Here is a 16,891-nt window from a genome sequence, read left to right on the forward strand (position 1 = left end):
GCAGTTATCAAAAAAGTCTTCCGCTCTTCGGGGTCATGGTCTGCTTTCAGCGCATGCTCTTGTCCGAAAAGCCTCTAAACTTTTCTTTGACCGCGCTCTAGAAGGTCAGCGCCTCGCCGATTTTCGGCACGGCCACTCGCGTCGGTTCGCCCTTCATGGCGTCGACGAAAGCGCTCGGATCCTGGGCCAGCGCATCAAACGTGCCATAATGGCAGGGCACAACCGTCTCGAATTTGAAGAAGCGCTTCATCGCCAAAGCCGCCGTCTTGCCGCCCATGGTGAAGTGATCGCCGACCGGGACGAGGCCAATCTTCGGCTGATGGATTTCCGCGATCAGCGCCATATCCGAGAAAATGTCGGTGTCGCCCATGGCGTAGACGGTCGGTCCGGATTTCGGCTTGATGACGATCCCATTCGGGTTGCCAAGATAGATCGACTGGCCGTTGACGAAGGTGCTCGATGAATGAATGGCCTGGGTGAAGCTCGCCGTGAACGCGCCGCAATCGATTGAGCCGCCGGTATTGCCGTAGTTGACGTTGCTTACGCCTTGCGCGTTGAGGAACAGGCAGACTTCGACGTTCGCAACGAGTTGCGCGCCTGTCGCCTTGGCGATCTCGACAGTGTCGCCGACATGGTCGTCATGGCCATGAGTGAGGACGATATGGGTCGCCCCTTCCGACGCTTGCGCCACCGTACCGGTGAATTTCGGATTTCCGCTGAGGAACGGGTCGATCAGGATGACCGCGCCGGGAAGCTCGATCCGGAAGGCCGAGTGGCCAAGCCAGGTCAATTTCATATGCATATTCTCCTGTGAACTATCAAAAAGGGTTAAGAGCTGTTTGGGAACTCTTACACGAAGGCGAACCCGCATGCCGTCTCGAAGCGATAGGGGCGTCTTTCCGACGCAGGCTTTGGCCGCCCTCATCTTGAGGGTCGAGTTTCCAAACGGACTTTTAGGACGAAGCCGACGCCATGAACAGGTCTCGACGCGGCTTCACGAAAGAGTGTGGGACAGGATCTGATGGCGGCCGAAGTTTTGGATATCCTCGAATTGCGGGCTCGCATCGGCGCGCGCCAGCGCCTTATCGGCGTCGATCTCGGCACAAAGACCATCGGCCTCGCGCTCTCGGACGTAGAGCGCAGCATTGCAACGCCGCTTGAGACCATCCGCCGGACGAAATTCACCAAGGACGCGGGCCGGCTGATCGAGCTCGCGGACCAATTTGACGTCGCAGCGCTTATCATCGGCCTGCCGCTAAACATGGATGGATCGGAAGGCCCGCGCGTGCAGGCCACCCGCGCCTTCGTGCGCAATCTTGGCGTTCTGACCCTGCGGCCATGCGTTTATTGGGACGAACGCCTTTCCACAGCCGCGGTGACGCGATCGTTGATCCTGCAGGACGCCTCTCGCGCCAAACGCGCTGAGGTCGTCGATAAAATGGCGGCCGCCTATATCCTGCAAGGCGCGTTGGACCGGCTCCGCTGGCTCAACGCTTCCGCGTGACGGATCTGTCGCCGACGTCGGAGGCCTCCCCGCGCGTCAACTTTCCGCGAATCGCTGCGCCACATGGCTGCGGCGGCGCCCATAGCAAAAATAGATCGCAAGGCCAATCGCCAGCCATACGGCAAGGCGCACCCAGGTATCCGGCGGCAAACCGAACATGAGAAAAATTGCCGAAGCGGCGCCGAGAGGCGCGACGACAAAGACCAAAGGCGTCTTGAACGGACGATAGATCTCGGGATGAGTGATGCGCAAAACCAGCACGCCGATGCAAACCACCGTGAAGGCGAATAGAGTGCCAATGCTGACCAATTCGCCGACGAGGCCGATCGGCAGGATTCCGGCCATGATGGCGACAACGGACCCCGTCACCAGCGTCGTGATGTAGGGCGTGCGAAAGCGCGGGTGCACTTTTGCGGCGATCGGGGGCAGAAGGCCATCGCGCGACATCGAATAGAAAACGCGCGATTGGCCGAGCAGCAGAACCAATATCACTGAGCTAAGGCCGAGAATGGCGCCGAATTTGATCGCCGTCGCGAGCCAGCCAAGCCCGATCGCGTCGACGCCGCGCGCGATTGGATCTGGAACGCTTAGCTGATCGAATGGAATGATCCCGGTGATGACGAGGCTGACCAGCACATAGAGAACGGTGCAGATGAGCAGCGATCCTAAAATGCCCATCGGCATATCGCGCTGGGGGTTTCTCGCCTCCTGCGCCGCTGTCGAAACGGCGTCAAATCCAATGTAGGCGAAGAAGATGACCCCCGCGCCGCGAATGATTCCGCTCCAGCCATATTGGCCGGGTCCGGCATTGGGCGGGATAAAGGCCCCGGCGGGATTGCTCGAGGTCACCCAATTCGAGGTGCTGAAGGACCAGACTCCGGCGAGAATGAAAATGACGATGATCGCCAGCTTGATGGCGACGATGACGTTGTTCACCTTCGCCGATTCACTGATCCCGGCGACGAGCAATATGGTCAACGCCAAGATGATCAATACCGCCGGAGCGTTGATCAGCGCGCCGGTGGGCATCCAATCTCCGCTCGCCGGATCGAAAGCAATCGGCGCGCTGGCGAAAGCGGCGGGGACATTGATTTGGAGATCGCGCAAAAAGCTGGTGACGTACCCAGACCAGCCGATGGCGACGGTCGTCGCGCCAAACGCATATTCGAGAATGAGGTCCCAACCGATGATCCAGGCGATGAACTCGCCCATTGTGGCGTAGGCGTAGGTATAGGCGCTGCCCGCGACGGGAACCGTCGAAGCCATTTCCGCGTAGCAAAGTCCAGCGAGCGCGGAGACGAGCCCCGCGAGCATGAAAGACAAAGAGATCGCCGGGCCGGCATAGGCCGCGGCGGCATGCCCCGTCAGCACGAAAATGCCGGCGCCGATGACTCCGCCTATGCCGAGCGAAATGAGGCTTGCCAGCGAAAGCGTCCTATGCAACCCAGTCGCCCCGGAGGTCGTTCCAAACTCCGCCTCATGCGCCTCAATTTTGAGCGCGTCTATCGATTTACGTCTCCAAATGCTCGACATCTTCACCTCTTTGTGCGGCTGACGACCAAGGGCCGCGTCACCAAATCTTTGTCGCACGTTACAAGCCTCGCGCAAAAGACTTCAAACAATATTCGAAACCGGAATTCAAATGACCAACCTAGCTAGCGATTTTGAAGTCATCGTCATCGGCGCCGGCGCCGCAGGACTGGCTGCTGCCAAACGGCTGTCGGCGCAAGGAATTTCCATCGCCGTTCTCGAAGCTCGCGACCGCATTGGCGGCCGGGCGCTGACGCGAATGGAAGGCGGTTTTCCGCTTGATCTCGGTTGTGGCTGGCTGCATTCGGCCGACCGCAACCCTTGGACCAAGATCGCCGCCGAGACCGGGTTCACCATCGATAAGACGGCCCCGGGTTGGACCGCGCAAAGCCTCGATCTCGGGTTCAGTCGCGAGGATCAGGCGTCCTTCGCGGCAGCCTCGGAGCAGTTCCACGCGCGCCTTAGCGCAGTTGATCCGGATGCCGGCGATTTTCCGGCGGCGGAGCTCCTTGCTCCCGGCTCCAGCTGGAACGCCCTGCTCAACGCCGAGAGCAGTTATATAAATGGCGTCGAATGGGACCGCGTCTCCGCGCAAGATTTCAACCGCTATGCCGATAGCCACGTCAATTGGCGCGTGACGGAGGGTTATGGCGCGATGATTAAGGCCTATGGCTCCGGGCTGCCCATTCGCCTCAACTGCGCCGTTACTCGCATCGACCACCGCGAAAAACGCATCAAGGTCGAAACCTCGCATGGAAGTTTTAGCGCGGACGCCGTCATCCTGACCATACCGCCGACCCTTATCGCAGCCGAAACGATCGCATTCCTGCCGGCTCTCCCGGACAAGATCGACGCCGCCGAACTGCTGCCGCTGGGCATTGCGGACAAGCTCGTCATGGCGATCGACGCGCCGGAGATTTTGCCGATCGATGGCCATCTTTTCGGCGATCCTGGCAAGACCGCGACGGGAAGCTATCACCTGCGCCCGTTTGGGCGGCCGCTGATCGAAGGCTTTTTTGGCGGGCGTCTCGCTCATGATCTGGAAGCGGCCGGCCCAGGCGCATTTCTTGATTTTGCGTCCCGCGAATTGGTCCAGCTGTTTGGGGCGGCCATAGCTCCGCGTCTGCGCCCGCTCGCCGAAACCGGCTGGGCGGCCGATCCGCTGACGCGCGGCTCGTATTCCCATGCTATGCCGGGCCATGTCGATGCGCGACAGAAGCTCGCGGCCCCAGTCGATGGAAGATTATTTTTCGCGGGTGAGGCCTGCTCGCCGAATAGCTTTTCGACGGCTCACGGCGCCTATCTTTCGGGCATTGACGCAGCCGAACAGTTTTTCGCGCTGCGCCCGCAAAGACCGTGAGCCGGCGCGCCTTGACCAAAGCCTGGTCCAGAGTGTTTTGTTGCGTCTGCGAAGAGCGATCAGACAGCAACCGGGGTCTTCCATGCCCACGTCCAATACGGTCAGCATCGTCACGTCCATCAAGGATATCGACGCGGCGCAATGGGATGCCTGCGCCAATCCTCAAGCTCAGGCGCAGGCCGATTTTGGCAGCCCGGAAAAGTTGGGCCAGATCCTTCCAAGCAGGGACGCGACGGGGTGCAAGACTCATGATGGCGAACGTTTCAACCCATTCCTGACCCACGCTTTCCTGAATGCGCTTGAGACCTCGAAATCGGTATCGCCGCAAGCTGGGTGGACGAGCACTCATATCGTCGTCAAGGACGCCGAGGGGCGTTTGACGGCGGCGGCTCCAGCCTATTTGAAAACCCATTCCATGGGCGAATATGTGTTCGACTTTGGCTGGGCCGACGCCTATGACCGCGCCGGGCTCAATTATTACCCAAAGCTTCAGGTCGCGGTGCCGTTTACGCCCGCCACAGGCCGCCGTCTGTTGATCGCGCCGCGTCACGGCGAGGCGGCGCGGCAGATGCTGATCGCCGGGCTCCGCGCATGGCGCGAGAAAATCGAAGCCTCATCGATACACATTACCTTTCCGACCGAAGCCGAATGGGAGATGCTCGGCTCGGCCGGTTTTTTGCAGCGCACCGGGCAGCAGTTCCATTTCGTCAATAAGGGCTATGCGGACTTCGAGGCCTTTCTGGATGATCTCGCCTCCCGCAAGCGCAAGATGATCCGGCGCGAACGCAAAGAGGCGCTGGCTAACGGCATCGAGATCGAAGTTTTGACCGGCTCCGCCATCAAGGAAAATCATTGGGACATGTTTTTCCTGTTCTACACCGACACCGGGTCGCGCAAATGGGGGACGCCCTATCTCGCCCGCGCGTTTTTCTCGAGCGTCGGCGCGACCATGGCCGACCATATTCTGCTGGTCATGGCGAAGCGCGAAGGCCGCTACATCGCGGGAGCGCTTAATTTTATCGGCAAGGACGCCCTCTATGGGCGCAATTGGGGCGCCATCGAGGATCATCCATTCCTGCATTTCGAGGTCTGTTATTATCAGGCGATCGAATTTGCGATCGCGCGCGGCCTCTCCCGCGTCGAGGCAGGCGCTCAGGGCGAACATAAGCTTTCCCGCGGCTATGGGCCGGTCGCGACCTATTCGGCGCATGAAATAGCCGATCCGCGCTTCGCGCGCGCCATTGATGAATATCTGCAACGCGAGCGCATTCATATGGTTGAGGCGCGGGAAGATTATGCCGAGCTGACTCCATTCAGGAAGGGGCCTTAAGCGTCGGGCCTTGACCGTCGCTGCGAGCTTTGCGAAAGCCAGCGTCACCTTTTAAGGAGTTGAGGCAATGTCTGCGCCTGTTTATGACCAGTCGAATATTTTCGCGAAAATTCTGCGCGGCGAATTGCCTTGCCACAAAGTTTATGAGGACGACGTTGCGCTGGCCTTCATGGATATCATGCCGCGCGCCGACGGCCATGTGTTGGTGATCCCAAAGGCGTTCGCGCGAAACATCCTCGACGTCGATCCGCACGTCCTCAGCGCGCTGATGCTGCGCGTGCAAAAGGTCGCAAGAGGGGTCAAAACGGCGGTTGCCGCAGAGGGGCTAACGATTCAGCAATTCAACGAATCCGCCGGCGGTCAGATTGTTTTTCACCTGCATTTCCACATTCTTCCGCGCTGGGACGATGTGACGTTGCGGCCCCATAGCGGCGTAATGGAAAAGAATAAAGTGCTGGCGGCTTTCGCCAAGAAAATCGCCGCGGCGATCGAACCCGCCTAAGTCGCGCCGGCGTTTATCTGACTCAGTAAGGGCTGGGGATCATTGGCGCGACAGCGCCGCAGCGCGCATCGACCTAGCTTTGTCTCGAAGGATGATTTGCACCACCCTTCGACCTGCCTGGTTCGAGATACTCGCCCAAGCGCAGAGCGCCAAACTTGATGGCGCGGGCCGCGAAGCACGCGGCGCTTAAGTTGAGCTTCAATTAGTCCTTAACGGTCTGCAGTTTGATGGCCTGCACTTTGGACATCGCTGCTTCGATTGGCTTGAAGATCTCTTTGGCGAGATTGGTATAGAGCTCGCCCATCTTCGTCGCCTGAGCAACAAAGCTTGCATATGAGGACTTGGCATATTCCGTCTGGAGCTGGAGTGCGGTGTCGAGCGACTTTGCTCCAAGCAGCTTCTCAAAAAACGCAGAATTGCTTTCCAGAGACTTCTTTGAATAATCGGCGGCTTCCGCGGATATCGTTTGCAGGCTCTTGGCGAAGGTAGTCGACGCCGAGGTCGCGGTTTCGAGCTGCTCTTTGCCGAATTTCTGAAAATCTTCGAAATTATTAGCCATTGCTCTTTCCTTTATCGAGCGTGCGCCGACTCCCGGTGAGAGGCGGCCCAATGCGCGAGTCTTTTACTTCCTCCCGCGAGAATACTTATAGTGCATTGCACAAATCAAATCAAGTTGATATTGCACCGCACCATAATCACTTTTGCTTCGAACCTTCCCCTTAACCAGCCGGTAACCGAGCGGAACTAGCGTTAGAGGGAGTTCGCTTCTTTTGAAGACCGGGAACCCAGACATGCTGACGTCTCGCGCGATATATCGTCGCCTTAAGATCGCCATTGCTCCAATGGGGCTTACTATTGCGTTGGCGGTGACGGTGACGAGCTTCGTCGCACCTCCGGCGGAAGCGCGCCACCGGTCTCACTGGCGCCATTTCGCCAGAAGCTCCCATTTCGAGCATGTGCGCCATGTGCGCTCCATTCGATATATGCGCGCCGGCGCGCCGAGCCGGAATTTCGCAGCGATCGTCGTTGACGGCAATTCGGGCGAGATCCTTTATGCGCGCAACGAAAATGAATTGCGGCATCCGGCCTCGATCACCAAAGTCATGACGCTCTATCTCCTGTTCGAACAGCTTGAACAGGGCCGTTTGCGGCTCGACAGCAATCTGCGCGTCTCAGCCCATGCAGCCAGCCAGAAGCCGACCAAACTCGGCCTCAGACCTGGCGCGACGATCAGCGTCGATGACGCCATCAAGGCCGTCGTCACGCGTTCGGCCAATGATATGGCGGTCACCATCGCCGAGGCGATCGGCGGCGATGAAGATCATTTTGCCGAACTGATGACCCGGAAGGCGCATGCGTTGGGAATGAGCCGCACCCGTTACGTCAATGCCTCGGGGCTGCCGGACGACGCCCAGGTGACGACCGCTCGCGATCTAACCATTCTCGGTCGCGCCATTCAGGACCGCTTCCCGCGCTACTATCGTTATTTCGCGACGCACGCCTTCTATTATGCGGGTAAGACGATCGTGAACCACAACCATCTTCTCGATCGCGTCGAGGGAATGGATGGGATCAAGACCGGCTACACGCGCTCCTCTGGATTCAATCTTCTGACCTCGGTGAAACGCAACGGACATTATATTGTCGCGGCGGTTCTCGGAGGCGTCAGCGCCGCCTCGCGCGATCGGATCATGGCCGGCTTGATCGAAGACCAGATCGACAATGGCGCGACCACCCGCACCGCCTCCGCGATCTCGGAAAACGCCCCCCCCGATTTGCCGCTGCGGGCGCAGGACAAAGACGCCAAGCGGCAAGACGAGGCCTCCGATCTGCCGCATCGCGAGCAAGAGCAAGCGCAGGAGAAGGAGCGCCCGGCGGAGAAGGAGGCGACGCGGCCTGCTTTGGCCTATGTCGATTCCACGCCCCTGCAAGGACCGAGATTGACGCCTAAGCTCGACCTTTCGGCCGTGGTGGTCCCTAAAGCGGCGGTGGATCCGGTTCGCGTCGCCTCCATCAACCCGGAGGTTCCACTCGACAAGCCGCGTCCGGCCTTTGTTTCGGGCACGCCCAAACCGCAGCCTGTCAGCGATGCGCGCGCCGCCGCCAAAGACATTCCCGCGCAAGACCCCTCAGCCAAAAACGCCGCGATCGATGGCTCCACAAACCATGCCGTCCGGGCCGCCGCGGCTGACGCGAGCGCGACGCCGTCGACGATGCGTTGGGTTACCGGACCTGCCCCGGCCAAAGATCGCGGCGTCGACAAGATCTCGGCCAAAATGGCGTCCTTAAAGACCGAAGCCGCCACAAGCGACAACGCCAAAAACATCGAAGGGCGGCGCCCGCCCGCCGCCCGCAGCGGCTGGATGATTCAAATCGGCGCGACCGATGACGTCGCCAAAGCAACCGCGCTTTTGACCAGGGCCAAATCCGAAGGCGCCCGCATCCTGACAACCGCGCAACCCTTCACCGAGAAGGTGCAAAAAGGATCGGAGACGCTTTATCGGGCCCGCTTTGCCGGCCTCGAGGAGGATAGCGCTGAACTCGCGTGCAAAACCCTGAAACGATCCGGATTTTCATGCTTCGCAACTAAAAACTAATGGATTTGCGCGCATAATTATTTTCGGCAAATCCCACTGATTCGCCAAAGCGCGCAAACCTCTGGACGCTACGGATGACGCCGCATCAGGACCTCTTTCGCTTCATTCACCCGGGCCGCCAGGTCCGTGGTCCCGCCGTGATCTGGATGAAGCTTTTTCATCAAAGAACGATGCGAGCGAACCACTTCTTCGCGCGACGCTCCTTTTTGAAGCCCCAGAACCTCATACGCTTCATCTTTGGACATGGCACCAGAGGATCGTCGCCGCGCCTCAGCGGCCCCCGCCTCGCCCTGGCCTTGTCCTGCCGGATGCCATCCGGAAAACCGGCGGTCGAGATAAGCTTCCAGAAGCCGGGCTCCTTCGGGATCGTCTCGACAGCAAAGATCATAGAGGACCCCGCATTGTGGGCGCGTCAGCGAGTCTAGCGATTTGCCTTCGTCCGGACCCGCCAGAATCATGCCGCGCAGCTTGCCTGTTTCATGATCGAGCTCCATCTCGATCATGGCCGATCTGACGCAGGAGACCCGGCCGACTCCAGCGGTCGGCGGCCGTTTAAACATACTGAGAAACAGCGACTTCTTGTCTTTGCTGAGAAGCCACGCCCCAAGTCCAGCCAGTCCAATCGCTACGGCAAAGCTCCCGCGCAGCATCAAAAACACTGCGAGCACTAGGGCCGCAGCGCCGCCCCAGCGCTTGATCAGCCGCGCGAGCGCCGCCGGATTGGCCCGAGCGAAAGCCTTGAGCGCGGCGATCCCAAGCCAAAACATCAAAAATCCAACAAGAAGATAAAGCATTCCGCGCCGCCCTTCAGCGCATTTGCGCTAGAAGAAGGTCCGCCGCTGAGCCGCGCGCACGCGCCTCAGACTCCAGCGCCGGGCGCCCTCCGGCGGCATATGCCGCCACCGCCGACAGCAGCGCTATAAGGCGTTGCGGGGCGGATGCATCGAATGTCGCATAGGCGCCTCCGGTGAGCAAGGCGATCTGGCGGAAAGCTTTCTCCGCGACTTTGTCGCGCCCTTCCTGGAACACAAAGGCTTTCGCCCCCAAAAGCCCGATCTCACCGGCGAGCTTGCCGATTTCGTCGACGCGCTCCTCCATGGCGTCGCCGATGAAGACCACCGCCCGAACGGGAGATTTGCGCGTTTCATCAAGAACATGACGCAATACTTTCGCGATCTGCGTTTCGCCGGCGACGACGGAAATTTTTGCCATCAGACCGCCAAGACCCTCGCTGCCAGACATGAAACGCGACGCCTTACACTCGCCGAAACCGCGGTAAAAGACGAGTTGAACCTCAAGGCCGCCATGCGCCGCGGCAGCCTCGAACATTTTGCCCTGGACGCTTTGCGCCAAATCCCAGGTCGGCTGCCGGCTCATTGTGGCGTCAAGCGCGAAAATCAGCCTTCCCCGCGTCGAGGCGACCGGCGCAGGTCGCTTGGCGACAGCGTCGAGAAAGACGTCAATATCAGGTCTCGCGCTCGGCTTCGATCCAGCGACTGCGCCCCTGCCCACTGAACGATCCACATGATCCTCACGGCTGCAAACCGTCAAATTAAATCGTATTTTTCAATTGTCCAGTTTTCTGCAAAGGCTCCTGCGCTCCAATCGCGCCACGCCGGCAGCGCCATCATTGCACCCATATAGGCGCGCGTGCCCGGCGTGACCGGCGCATCATATATATGCAACCGATTGACGATCGGCGCGAACATCGCGTCGGCGGCTGAGAAATCGCCGAAGAGAAAGTCGCCGCCGCCTCCAAAAGAGGCGCGAGCCTCTGCGAAAGCCTCCTCGATGCGGGCGATATCCGTCGTCGCCTCCGGCGTCAGAGCGCGCTTGCGAACCGGTCGGCGCATGTTCATCGGCAGATGGGCGCGAAGCCCCGTGAAGCCGGAATGCATCTCAGCGGCCAGCGAGCGCGCCTGCGCCCGCGCCGCTCTCGCCCTTGGCCAGATCGCGCGATCCGGAAATGCTTCGGCGAGATATTCGATGATCGCCAAAGAATCCCAAACCAGAATGTCGCCATGGCGAAGACAGGGGCATTTTGCCGCCGGAGAGTAACGCAGAATTTCCGCCCTGGTGGATTCCTGCCCTAGAGGCACCGTTATTTCGTCGAAGAAAATGCCGAAATGCCGCATCAAAATCCACGCCCGAAACGACCAGGATGAATAGGCTTTATTGGCGATGATGAGCGTAAATGTCACGGCGAACCAGTCAGGTTAGGAAGCGGCGGTCCCACTGTGCGGCAGACGCCCGGAACCGCTAGACAAACTGCGACTAAACGATCGGTGGCCAACCGGCAAGTTGATATGCTGAATGCGCGCCATTCGAGAGGATTCTCTCGAGAGCGCGCGATGAAACAGACCGTGAGGATGAATGCTTGATCTTTCCATAGCCGATTGCATCGGAGTCGCCTTCTTCTTGGGCGTCTGGTTTTTCTACCAGCATCTCAACGAACACGGATACAAAGGAGCCAAAAGCCTATCGGTCATCATGAACGAGCACCGAATGGCGTGGATGCAATCAATGAGCGCTCGCGACACGCGGATCGCCGATGCAAGCATCATGTCGAGCCTTCAGAACGGCGCAGCCTTTTTCGCCTCGACGTCGCTGATCGCCCTGGGCGGCGCCGCGGCCATGGTGCGGGCGACTGACGATGTTCTGAGGACGGTCGCCGACCTGCCCTTCGGCTTGACGGTGGCGCGAGGAACCTGGGAGCTCAAGGTCCTCGGTCTTGCCGCCATCTTTGGCTATGCATTCTTCAAATTCGCTTGGTCCTACCGCCTTTTCATCTATGCCGCGATTCTCCTTGGCGCGACGCCGGGTCCCGAGTCTCCAGATGTCGACGCCCGCATGCTGGCGGCCCGACAGGCCGGACGGATGACCATTGAAGCTGGGCGCCATTTCGCGAAGGGTTTGCGGACGTTTTACTTTTCCTTCGCCTATCTCGGCTGGTTCCTCAGCCCCTTCATCTTGATGGCGACGACCAGCTGCATTTTCTTGATCATCGTGCGGCGGCAGTATTTTTCAGTCGCGCGACGCGCGTTGACGCATGACGAATCTTAAGCCCCGAAGGCGCGGTCAAGGGGCCGGAAACAGCGCGTCCGTCTTGCCCGTCAGGCGATAAGCGAGAAGACCGATCCATTCGCGAATGCTGAAATCCAGTTCAAACACGCGCTCCGGGAATGGGGCGAGCGTGGTCCAATCCCGCGCATCGCCATAGCTGCGATAGGCGACCGGGTAAGGAATCACATCAAACCCAAGGCGCCGGAATATGCCCATGGAGCGCGGCATATGCCACGCCGAGGTCACAAGCAGCCATTTCTCGCCCGGCTTCGGCGCGAGGAGATCGCGCGTAAACAAGGCGTTTTCCCAGGTGTTGCGGGATTTGCCCTCAAAGCTCATCCGATCTTCCGGGACGCCAAGGGAAAGCCAGAATTTACGAACGCCAGTTGCCTCCGACGCCGCGTCCTCAGGAAAATTGCCTGATCCGCCGGTAAAGATCAGTCGCGCCGTGGGATAACGCCGGGCGAGCTCTAGAGCCGCGGTGAGCCGGACGCCATCCTCGCTCAAGATCGACTGCCCCCGCGCCTCGGATCTGAGGGGATCGAGGCCGCCGCCGAGCACGATGACGCCAGCCGGCGCAGGAAGATCAGCCGGCGGCTGCGGAAATCTGTTTTCCAGCGGCCGCAGCAACGCCACGGCCATTGGCGTATAAAGGCCGAGAGCCAGCGCGAGCATGGCGCCGACGGCGAGCGCTCGTCCCACCCGCGTAAAGCGGGTGAACCCGAGAAAAACCCCCAAGATGCCGAGAATGAGCAGGAAGGAGACCGGCTCGACAATGAACCAGAAAATCTTGGAGACAGGAAAAAACATCGGTCGCCTGTTAACGGAGGGGCGTCAGAAAGGCGGCGCTCTTAACTCAGCCGCCCACAGCGTCAAGTCAGGCCTCATTTTCATCTTCGCGCCGATCAATTGAATCCAACTCATCGTCGGGATCCGGCGCCACGGGAATGGCGTAAACGCCCGCGAGCCAACGATGCAGATCGACGTCGGCGCAACGCTTTGAACAGAACGGCCTCGTCGCCGCAATCGAAGGCTTGCCGCAAATGGGACAAGACCGCGCGGACTTTTCGGAGGGCGGACTCGCCGCGCCATCTTCGCTGTTATTTAGGTGCATCGAGCGTTCAAAAACCCCAAAACGTTGCGGCGAGAAGTTTCACGCCGTCGTGTCAGTTTCAACGTCAGTCTCGCCCAAAAAGCCGGGGCGTGTTGGAGACTGTCTCAAACTCGGTTCAACCAGGACAGCTGCGCCGGATAGCCCTCCCCAGCAAGCAGCGCCATTGTCTCGTAAAGCGGCAGCCCGACGACGCAAGAATAAGAGCCGATGAGTTTTAAGGCAAACGCCCCGGCAAGGCCCTGAATCGCGTAACCGCCGGCCTTGCCGCGCCACTCGCCGGAGCCGAGATAGGCCTCGATTTCGCCTGACGACAGGCGTTTGAAGCGAAGCCTCGTCTCGACAAGCTTATGCCGCTCGTGGCCTTTCGGCGTTATCAAATAGAGTCCCGTGTGAACCCTGTGGGCGCGCCCCGACAAAAGCCGCAAGCATTGCACCGCCTCGGCCACCAATTCGCATTTTGGGAGAATGCGCCGCCCGACGCTGACGACCGTATCCGCGCCGATAATATAAGAATCGGCCAATTCGGGTCTCGCCGCAGCGACCTTCGCGGCGGCGCGCGCCTTTTCCCGCGCGAGGCGCGCCGCAAGGGCGCGGGGCAATTCATTCTTGCCAGGGGTTTCATCAAGATCGCAGGGCAGCAGCGCGTCCGGCTCGATGCCGATCTGTTGCAGCAATTCGAGGCGACGCGGCGACGCTGAAGCCAGAACCAGCCTTGGGCGCCACGCCTTGTCTTCGCCCGTCACGACCGCAATCCTTTATCAAGCCTCGCCATCGTCAAGGTTTGGCTCACTTAAATCGATAAGTGATGCGGCCCTTGGTCAGGTCGTAGGGAGTCATCTCCACCAGAACCTTATCGCCGGTGAGGACGCGGATGCGGTTTTTGCGCATTTTTCCGGCCGTATGGGCAATAATCTCGTGCTCGTTCTCGAGCTTGACGCGAAAAGTCGCATTCGGGAGCAATTCGACGACAACGCCCGGAAATTCAAGCAATTCTTCTTTCGACATTTCTTTCCTTGTACTTAAGCCGCCGTCGCTTGGCCCCTGCCGCGTGATGGTGTGTCTATTATAAAAAAACTACGTACTCCCCTTACGGAATTTCGCGCCCCCCGCACGTCGGGAGACGAAAATCCTGCAAAGTTTTGCAAGACCCTACAAGATCCAGCGGAAGCATTGGCGCGGACCCTACTGGAGAACCAAGCATTTGTGAACAGGCGCTGTGTTTTCGCTTAAATCCACGCCGAAAACAGTCCTCATCGGCGCAAAAGCGAAGGCGCCTCGGCTTTGGCGCACGCAGCGTCGGCCGCCTCATAGGCCTTGTACCGACGAATCGCAAAAGGGATAGTCCCCAGATAAAGCAAAGCGAGGAAGACCAACATCTCCATCGGAAACGTGGCCAGCAAAAGAATGCCCGCGACGAAGCCAAACAGCACCACGATTACATATTCGCGCGGAACGCGGCCAATCCTCTTGCCGGAAAAATGCGGAATCCGGCTGGCCATCAGCAAAGCCACGATCAGCACATAGATAATCTCGAAAGGAACCATGAAGCGAGCGTTCGGCACTTCGAGGACGGAGAGATTGAGGTAGAGCGGCAGGAGGCTGACGATGGCGCCGGCCGGAGCCGGCATTCCGGTGAAAAAATGCGCATTCCAAGCCGGACGGTTGGGATCCTCGACCATCACGTTGAACCGCGCCAAGCGAAGGGCCGCGGCAATCGCAAACACCAGGACGGTGAACCAGCCGATGCTTTTGATTTCGTGCAGGCTCCAGAAATAGAGGATCAACGCGGGGGCGACGCCGAAATCGACGAAATCAGCTAAGGAATCAAGTTCGGCGCCAAAACGCGAGGTACCGCGCAAGGCGCGCGCGATGCGCCCGTCCAGGCCATCGAGAATTGCGGCGGCGATTACGGCGATGATCGCCGTCTCAAACTGGCCCTCGATTGCAAAGCGGATCGCGGTGAGGCCCATGCATAGCGCCAACAAGGTGACGAGATTGGGCAGAATGACGCGAAGCGGCACGGCGCGAAAGCGGCGCTTGCGCGGCGGCGGATACTCGAACTCGCTCGCCTCGTCGCCCAGCGGCGGCGCCTCGGCGCGGTGGTCGTAGCGAGGGCCGGAAGAGCCGTTATTGATGTATGATCCAGTCATGGCCGGCAACATAGGCGCGGCGCGTCAAAGCCACAAGCAAAGCGTCAAGCCAAAATTTGATGGCAATATGAGCATCAGTTAACTCGCGTTTGCGAGCCAAAACCCGATCTAGCCAAGCCCAAAGCGAAGCCGAAGCTGTTTGATCATGGCCCCCGCGCGTTGCTTGATCCTCGCGGTGAAAATCCAGACTGGCGTCGCTTTCGCCCATGCAATGAGCCGATCGCGGAACGCGAACAGGAAATCCATCAGCTTGGCGAACCAAGTAATTGTGCGCAGCTTGTCTCTGCCTGTGCTGTAGATCCGCTCCATGACGACGATGCTGATAAAATAAGCCCCGACGAAAATAATGAGGCCCATGGTCTCATGGCCTGTGGCGAATAGAAAAACGGCATAGACCTTGGCCGGCTCGGCAATCGCGAAAGGAATCGCCAGAAGCGTCAGAATTCCATACGGCGGCAGACGCGCGACGATCTCTTGCAGATGAATGACGAAACGAAGTTTCGCAAACCAGCGAACGAGGGGGCGAAACAGCGGCGTGACGAGCGCGTCGAGAGTGACATAGACGACGATCAGCGCCTCAGCGATCAGCAAAAGAACGCGGCGCAAGACGTGGTTTTTGTTGGATTCGCTCGGGGACATGAATGCGCCTATCTCAGTCAGAGGCCAAGCATACCGAAAGCCTAGCATAGCAGACGAGCCTGATGCGAGCCGCTGCAAAATCACGGAGTTCCCGCGTCGCCCTTGATCAGCCGCGTGATCATCGAGCGGGCCGACTTGATCACCTCCTCCCCGCAATGGGGTTGGGATAGAAAATCGACCCACGAGAATAGATCGGCAACGCGCGAGGCCTCGCGCCATCCTTTCGGAAGGTCGCCTCCGCTCGATTGATAGCCGTCAGTAACGCCCGATATGAAGGCGGCGAGATCGCCGAGCGGCGGTCGCAACAAATTGCCGAAGTCGTAAGAGGGTCCTCCCGCGAAAGCATACTCCCAATCAAGAATGGCGGCGACCCGCCACGCCCCGCCCGCCTCTTCCTGCACCAGAATATTCGAGCCGTTGAAATCGGAATGCGTCAAGCAAGGTTGCGTCGACCACGCGCTGTTCATGAGATGCCCTTCGCGCTCGACGAAAGTGAATAATTCATCCGTGAGTGCAGCGCCGATACGTTCGCCTCCCGGTCCCTGGCGCAGGCATTTATCGAGCCATTCGAGCAGCCCTTCAAGAGAGGTGTCGAGGACGGTCGGCACAACGAAATCGGCTCCGAAAAAACCTTGCTTGTCGAAGCGGAACCCATGGATCGCGGCCAACGCGGCGCCGACCTCGCGGCCGAGGGCCATGAGCGAGGGGCCTTCAATGCGCTGCGCGACAAGCTCCAGCCGCTCGCCTGCAATCCATTCAATGAATGCATAAGGCAATCCGAAGTCGGGGTCGGCGTCCCCAGACGCGAGGACCATGGGAACCGGAACGCGCGTTGCGACGAGATTGAGAAGCGCCGTTTCCTTGGCCGCCTGCTCGCCGTTTCGCTGCCAGTAGCGGAGCAGGACTTGGCGCCTTCCTAACGCAGTGGAAAGATCCAGCCTAAAATTGGTATTGACGAGACCGCCTAAGACGCTCTCGACCGCGATGATCTTCGCGCCGGGAAAAGCGCGTTGCGCGAGAGCCTCGACGCTCGATGATTTCGGTTCGAGCCTTGCTTCTATCCGGCTCCATTTTTCACGCACGGATCTTCCCCTGCCGGATC

The 16,891-nt window shown here is 59.5% G+C and carries 19 protein-coding genes; 6 read left to right on the forward strand and 13 right to left on the reverse strand.

The genetic code is table 11. The annotated features are described in order from the left end of the window. Positions 1-97: 97 nt before the first annotated feature. Positions 98-796, reverse strand: a complete 699-nt coding sequence (locus WDN46_21195; GenBank protein ID MEJ0095828.1) for a metal-dependent hydrolase — start codon at positions 794-796, stop codon at positions 98-100. 225 nt (positions 797-1,021) lie between these two features. On the opposite strand from WDN46_21195, the gene ruvX reads away from it, so the two are divergent. Beyond that, positions 1,022-1,504, forward strand: coding sequence for a Holliday junction resolvase RuvX (ruvX, locus tag WDN46_21200; GenBank protein MEJ0095829.1), 483 nt, complete (start codon positions 1,022-1,024; stop codon positions 1,502-1,504). Between the two features lie 36 nt (positions 1,505-1,540). On the opposite strand, the gene WDN46_21205 is transcribed toward ruvX, so the two are convergent. Further along, complete coding sequence (locus WDN46_21205; protein MEJ0095830.1) at positions 1,541-3,037, reverse strand: amino acid permease; 1,497 nt, start codon at positions 3,035-3,037, stop codon at positions 1,541-1,543. Between the two features lie 109 nt (positions 3,038-3,146). Between WDN46_21205 and WDN46_21210 the strand changes: the two genes are divergently transcribed. From WDN46_21210 to WDN46_21220, 3 genes are all read left to right on the forward strand, one after another. Beyond that, on the forward strand, positions 3,147-4,394 hold the full coding sequence (locus WDN46_21210) for an NAD(P)/FAD-dependent oxidoreductase (protein MEJ0095831.1): 1,248 nt from the start codon (positions 3,147-3,149) through the stop codon (positions 4,392-4,394). A gap of 82 nt (positions 4,395-4,476) precedes the next feature. Further along, on the forward strand, positions 4,477-5,724 hold the full coding sequence (locus WDN46_21215; protein MEJ0095832.1) for a GNAT family N-acetyltransferase: 1,248 nt from the start codon (positions 4,477-4,479) through the stop codon (positions 5,722-5,724). Between the two features lie 67 nt (positions 5,725-5,791). After that, the gene (locus tag WDN46_21220; GenBank protein MEJ0095833.1) at positions 5,792-6,226 is read left to right on the forward strand and encodes an HIT family protein; all 435 of its coding nucleotides are present in this window, start codon (positions 5,792-5,794) and stop codon (positions 6,224-6,226) included. 202 nt (positions 6,227-6,428) lie between these two features. Here the strand turns inward: WDN46_21220 and WDN46_21225 are convergent, their stop codons facing one another. Beyond that, on the reverse strand, positions 6,429-6,785 hold the full coding sequence (locus WDN46_21225) for a phasin family protein (GenBank protein ID MEJ0095834.1): 357 nt from the start codon (positions 6,783-6,785) through the stop codon (positions 6,429-6,431). Between the two features lie 232 nt (positions 6,786-7,017). On the opposite strand from WDN46_21225, the gene WDN46_21230 reads away from it, so the two are divergent. Then, positions 7,018-8,823 (forward strand): serine hydrolase, encoded by a 1,806-nt coding sequence (locus WDN46_21230; protein MEJ0095835.1) that lies wholly within the window; start codon positions 7,018-7,020, stop codon positions 8,821-8,823. A 68-nt stretch (positions 8,824-8,891) separates the two neighbouring features. On the opposite strand, the gene WDN46_21235 is transcribed toward WDN46_21230, so the two are convergent. The 3 genes from WDN46_21235 to WDN46_21245 are packed head-to-tail and all read right to left on the reverse strand — an operon-like array spanning position 8,892 to position 11,024. Further along, positions 8,892-9,617: a DnaJ domain-containing protein gene (locus WDN46_21235; GenBank protein ID MEJ0095836.1), complete on the reverse strand. Its 726-nt coding sequence runs from the start codon at positions 9,615-9,617 to the stop codon at positions 8,892-8,894. 13 nt (positions 9,618-9,630) lie between these two features. Then, the gene (locus WDN46_21240) at positions 9,631-10,335 is read right to left on the reverse strand and encodes a VWA domain-containing protein (GenBank protein ID MEJ0095837.1); all 705 of its coding nucleotides are present in this window, start codon (positions 10,333-10,335) and stop codon (positions 9,631-9,633) included. A 35-nt stretch (positions 10,336-10,370) separates the two neighbouring features. After that, on the reverse strand, positions 10,371-11,024 hold the full coding sequence (locus WDN46_21245) for a glutathione S-transferase (GenBank protein MEJ0095838.1): 654 nt from the start codon (positions 11,022-11,024) through the stop codon (positions 10,371-10,373). 172 nt (positions 11,025-11,196) lie between these two features. Here WDN46_21245 and WDN46_21250 point away from each other — a divergent pair, with 172 nt between their 5' ends. Then, positions 11,197-11,886: a DUF599 family protein gene (locus WDN46_21250; protein MEJ0095839.1), complete on the forward strand. Its 690-nt coding sequence runs from the start codon at positions 11,197-11,199 to the stop codon at positions 11,884-11,886. Positions 11,887-11,901: 15 nt separating this feature from the next. Here the strand turns inward: WDN46_21250 and WDN46_21255 are convergent, their stop codons facing one another. From WDN46_21255 to WDN46_21285, 7 genes are all read right to left on the reverse strand, one after another. Continuing rightward, complete coding sequence (locus tag WDN46_21255; protein ID MEJ0095840.1) at positions 11,902-12,696, reverse strand: ElyC/SanA/YdcF family protein; 795 nt, start codon at positions 12,694-12,696, stop codon at positions 11,902-11,904. Between the two features lie 67 nt (positions 12,697-12,763). After that, complete coding sequence (yacG, locus tag WDN46_21260) at positions 12,764-13,000, reverse strand: DNA gyrase inhibitor YacG (protein MEJ0095841.1); 237 nt, start codon at positions 12,998-13,000, stop codon at positions 12,764-12,766. A 104-nt stretch (positions 13,001-13,104) separates the two neighbouring features. Then, positions 13,105-13,743, reverse strand: a complete 639-nt coding sequence (locus tag WDN46_21265) for a Maf-like protein (protein ID MEJ0095842.1) — start codon at positions 13,741-13,743, stop codon at positions 13,105-13,107. A 43-nt stretch (positions 13,744-13,786) separates the two neighbouring features. Continuing rightward, positions 13,787-14,005: a translation initiation factor IF-1 gene (gene infA, locus WDN46_21270; GenBank protein MEJ0095843.1), complete on the reverse strand. Its 219-nt coding sequence runs from the start codon at positions 14,003-14,005 to the stop codon at positions 13,787-13,789. 245 nt (positions 14,006-14,250) lie between these two features. Next, positions 14,251-15,150, reverse strand: a complete 900-nt coding sequence (gene pssA / locus WDN46_21275) for a CDP-diacylglycerol--serine O-phosphatidyltransferase (GenBank protein MEJ0095844.1) — start codon at positions 15,148-15,150, stop codon at positions 14,251-14,253. A 108-nt stretch (positions 15,151-15,258) separates the two neighbouring features. Beyond that, complete coding sequence (locus WDN46_21280; GenBank protein MEJ0095845.1) at positions 15,259-15,789, reverse strand: hypothetical protein; 531 nt, start codon at positions 15,787-15,789, stop codon at positions 15,259-15,261. Between the two features lie 80 nt (positions 15,790-15,869). Beyond that, positions 15,870-16,871 carry an aminoglycoside phosphotransferase family protein gene (locus tag WDN46_21285; GenBank protein ID MEJ0095846.1) on the reverse strand — a complete coding sequence of 334 codons (1,002 nt, stop codon included), beginning with the start codon at positions 16,869-16,871 and terminating at the stop codon, positions 15,870-15,872. Positions 16,872-16,891: the final 20 nt, after the last annotated feature.

Source organism: Methylocella sp. (genome assembly GCA_037200525.1).
Taxonomy (GTDB): domain Bacteria; phylum Pseudomonadota; class Alphaproteobacteria; order Rhizobiales; family Beijerinckiaceae; genus Methylocapsa.

Bases quoted from the DNA above. Each gene is read 5' to 3' on its own strand.
- WDN46_21195 (MEJ0095828.1), bottom strand. From the start codon at position 796: ATGAAATTGACCTGGCTTGGCCACTCGGCCTTCCGGATCGAGCTTCCC.
- ruvX (MEJ0095829.1), top strand. From the start codon at position 1,022: ATGGCGGCCGAAGTTTTGGATATCCTCGAATTGCGGGCTCGCATCGGC.
- WDN46_21205 (MEJ0095830.1), bottom strand. From the start codon at position 3,037: ATGTCGAGCATTTGGAGACGTAAATCGATAGACGCGCTCAAAATTGAG.
- WDN46_21210 (MEJ0095831.1), top strand. From the start codon at position 3,147: ATGACCAACCTAGCTAGCGATTTTGAAGTCATCGTCATCGGCGCCGGC.
- WDN46_21215 (MEJ0095832.1), top strand. From the start codon at position 4,477: ATGCCCACGTCCAATACGGTCAGCATCGTCACGTCCATCAAGGATATC.
- WDN46_21220 (MEJ0095833.1), top strand. From the start codon at position 5,792: ATGTCTGCGCCTGTTTATGACCAGTCGAATATTTTCGCGAAAATTCTG.
- WDN46_21225 (MEJ0095834.1), bottom strand. From the start codon at position 6,785: ATGGCTAATAATTTCGAAGATTTTCAGAAATTCGGCAAAGAGCAGCTC.
- WDN46_21230 (MEJ0095835.1), top strand. From the start codon at position 7,018: ATGCTGACGTCTCGCGCGATATATCGTCGCCTTAAGATCGCCATTGCT.
- WDN46_21235 (MEJ0095836.1), bottom strand. From the start codon at position 9,617: ATGCTTTATCTTCTTGTTGGATTTTTGATGTTTTGGCTTGGGATCGCC.
- WDN46_21250 (MEJ0095839.1), top strand. From the start codon at position 11,197: ATGCTTGATCTTTCCATAGCCGATTGCATCGGAGTCGCCTTCTTCTTG.
- WDN46_21255 (MEJ0095840.1), bottom strand. From the start codon at position 12,696: ATGTTTTTTCCTGTCTCCAAGATTTTCTGGTTCATTGTCGAGCCGGTC.
- yacG (MEJ0095841.1), bottom strand. From the start codon at position 13,000: ATGCACCTAAATAACAGCGAAGATGGCGCGGCGAGTCCGCCCTCCGAA.
- infA (MEJ0095843.1), bottom strand. From the start codon at position 14,005: ATGTCGAAAGAAGAATTGCTTGAATTTCCGGGCGTTGTCGTCGAATTG.
- pssA (MEJ0095844.1), bottom strand. From the start codon at position 15,150: ATGACTGGATCATACATCAATAACGGCTCTTCCGGCCCTCGCTACGAC.
- WDN46_21280 (MEJ0095845.1), bottom strand. From the start codon at position 15,789: ATGTCCCCGAGCGAATCCAACAAAAACCACGTCTTGCGCCGCGTTCTT.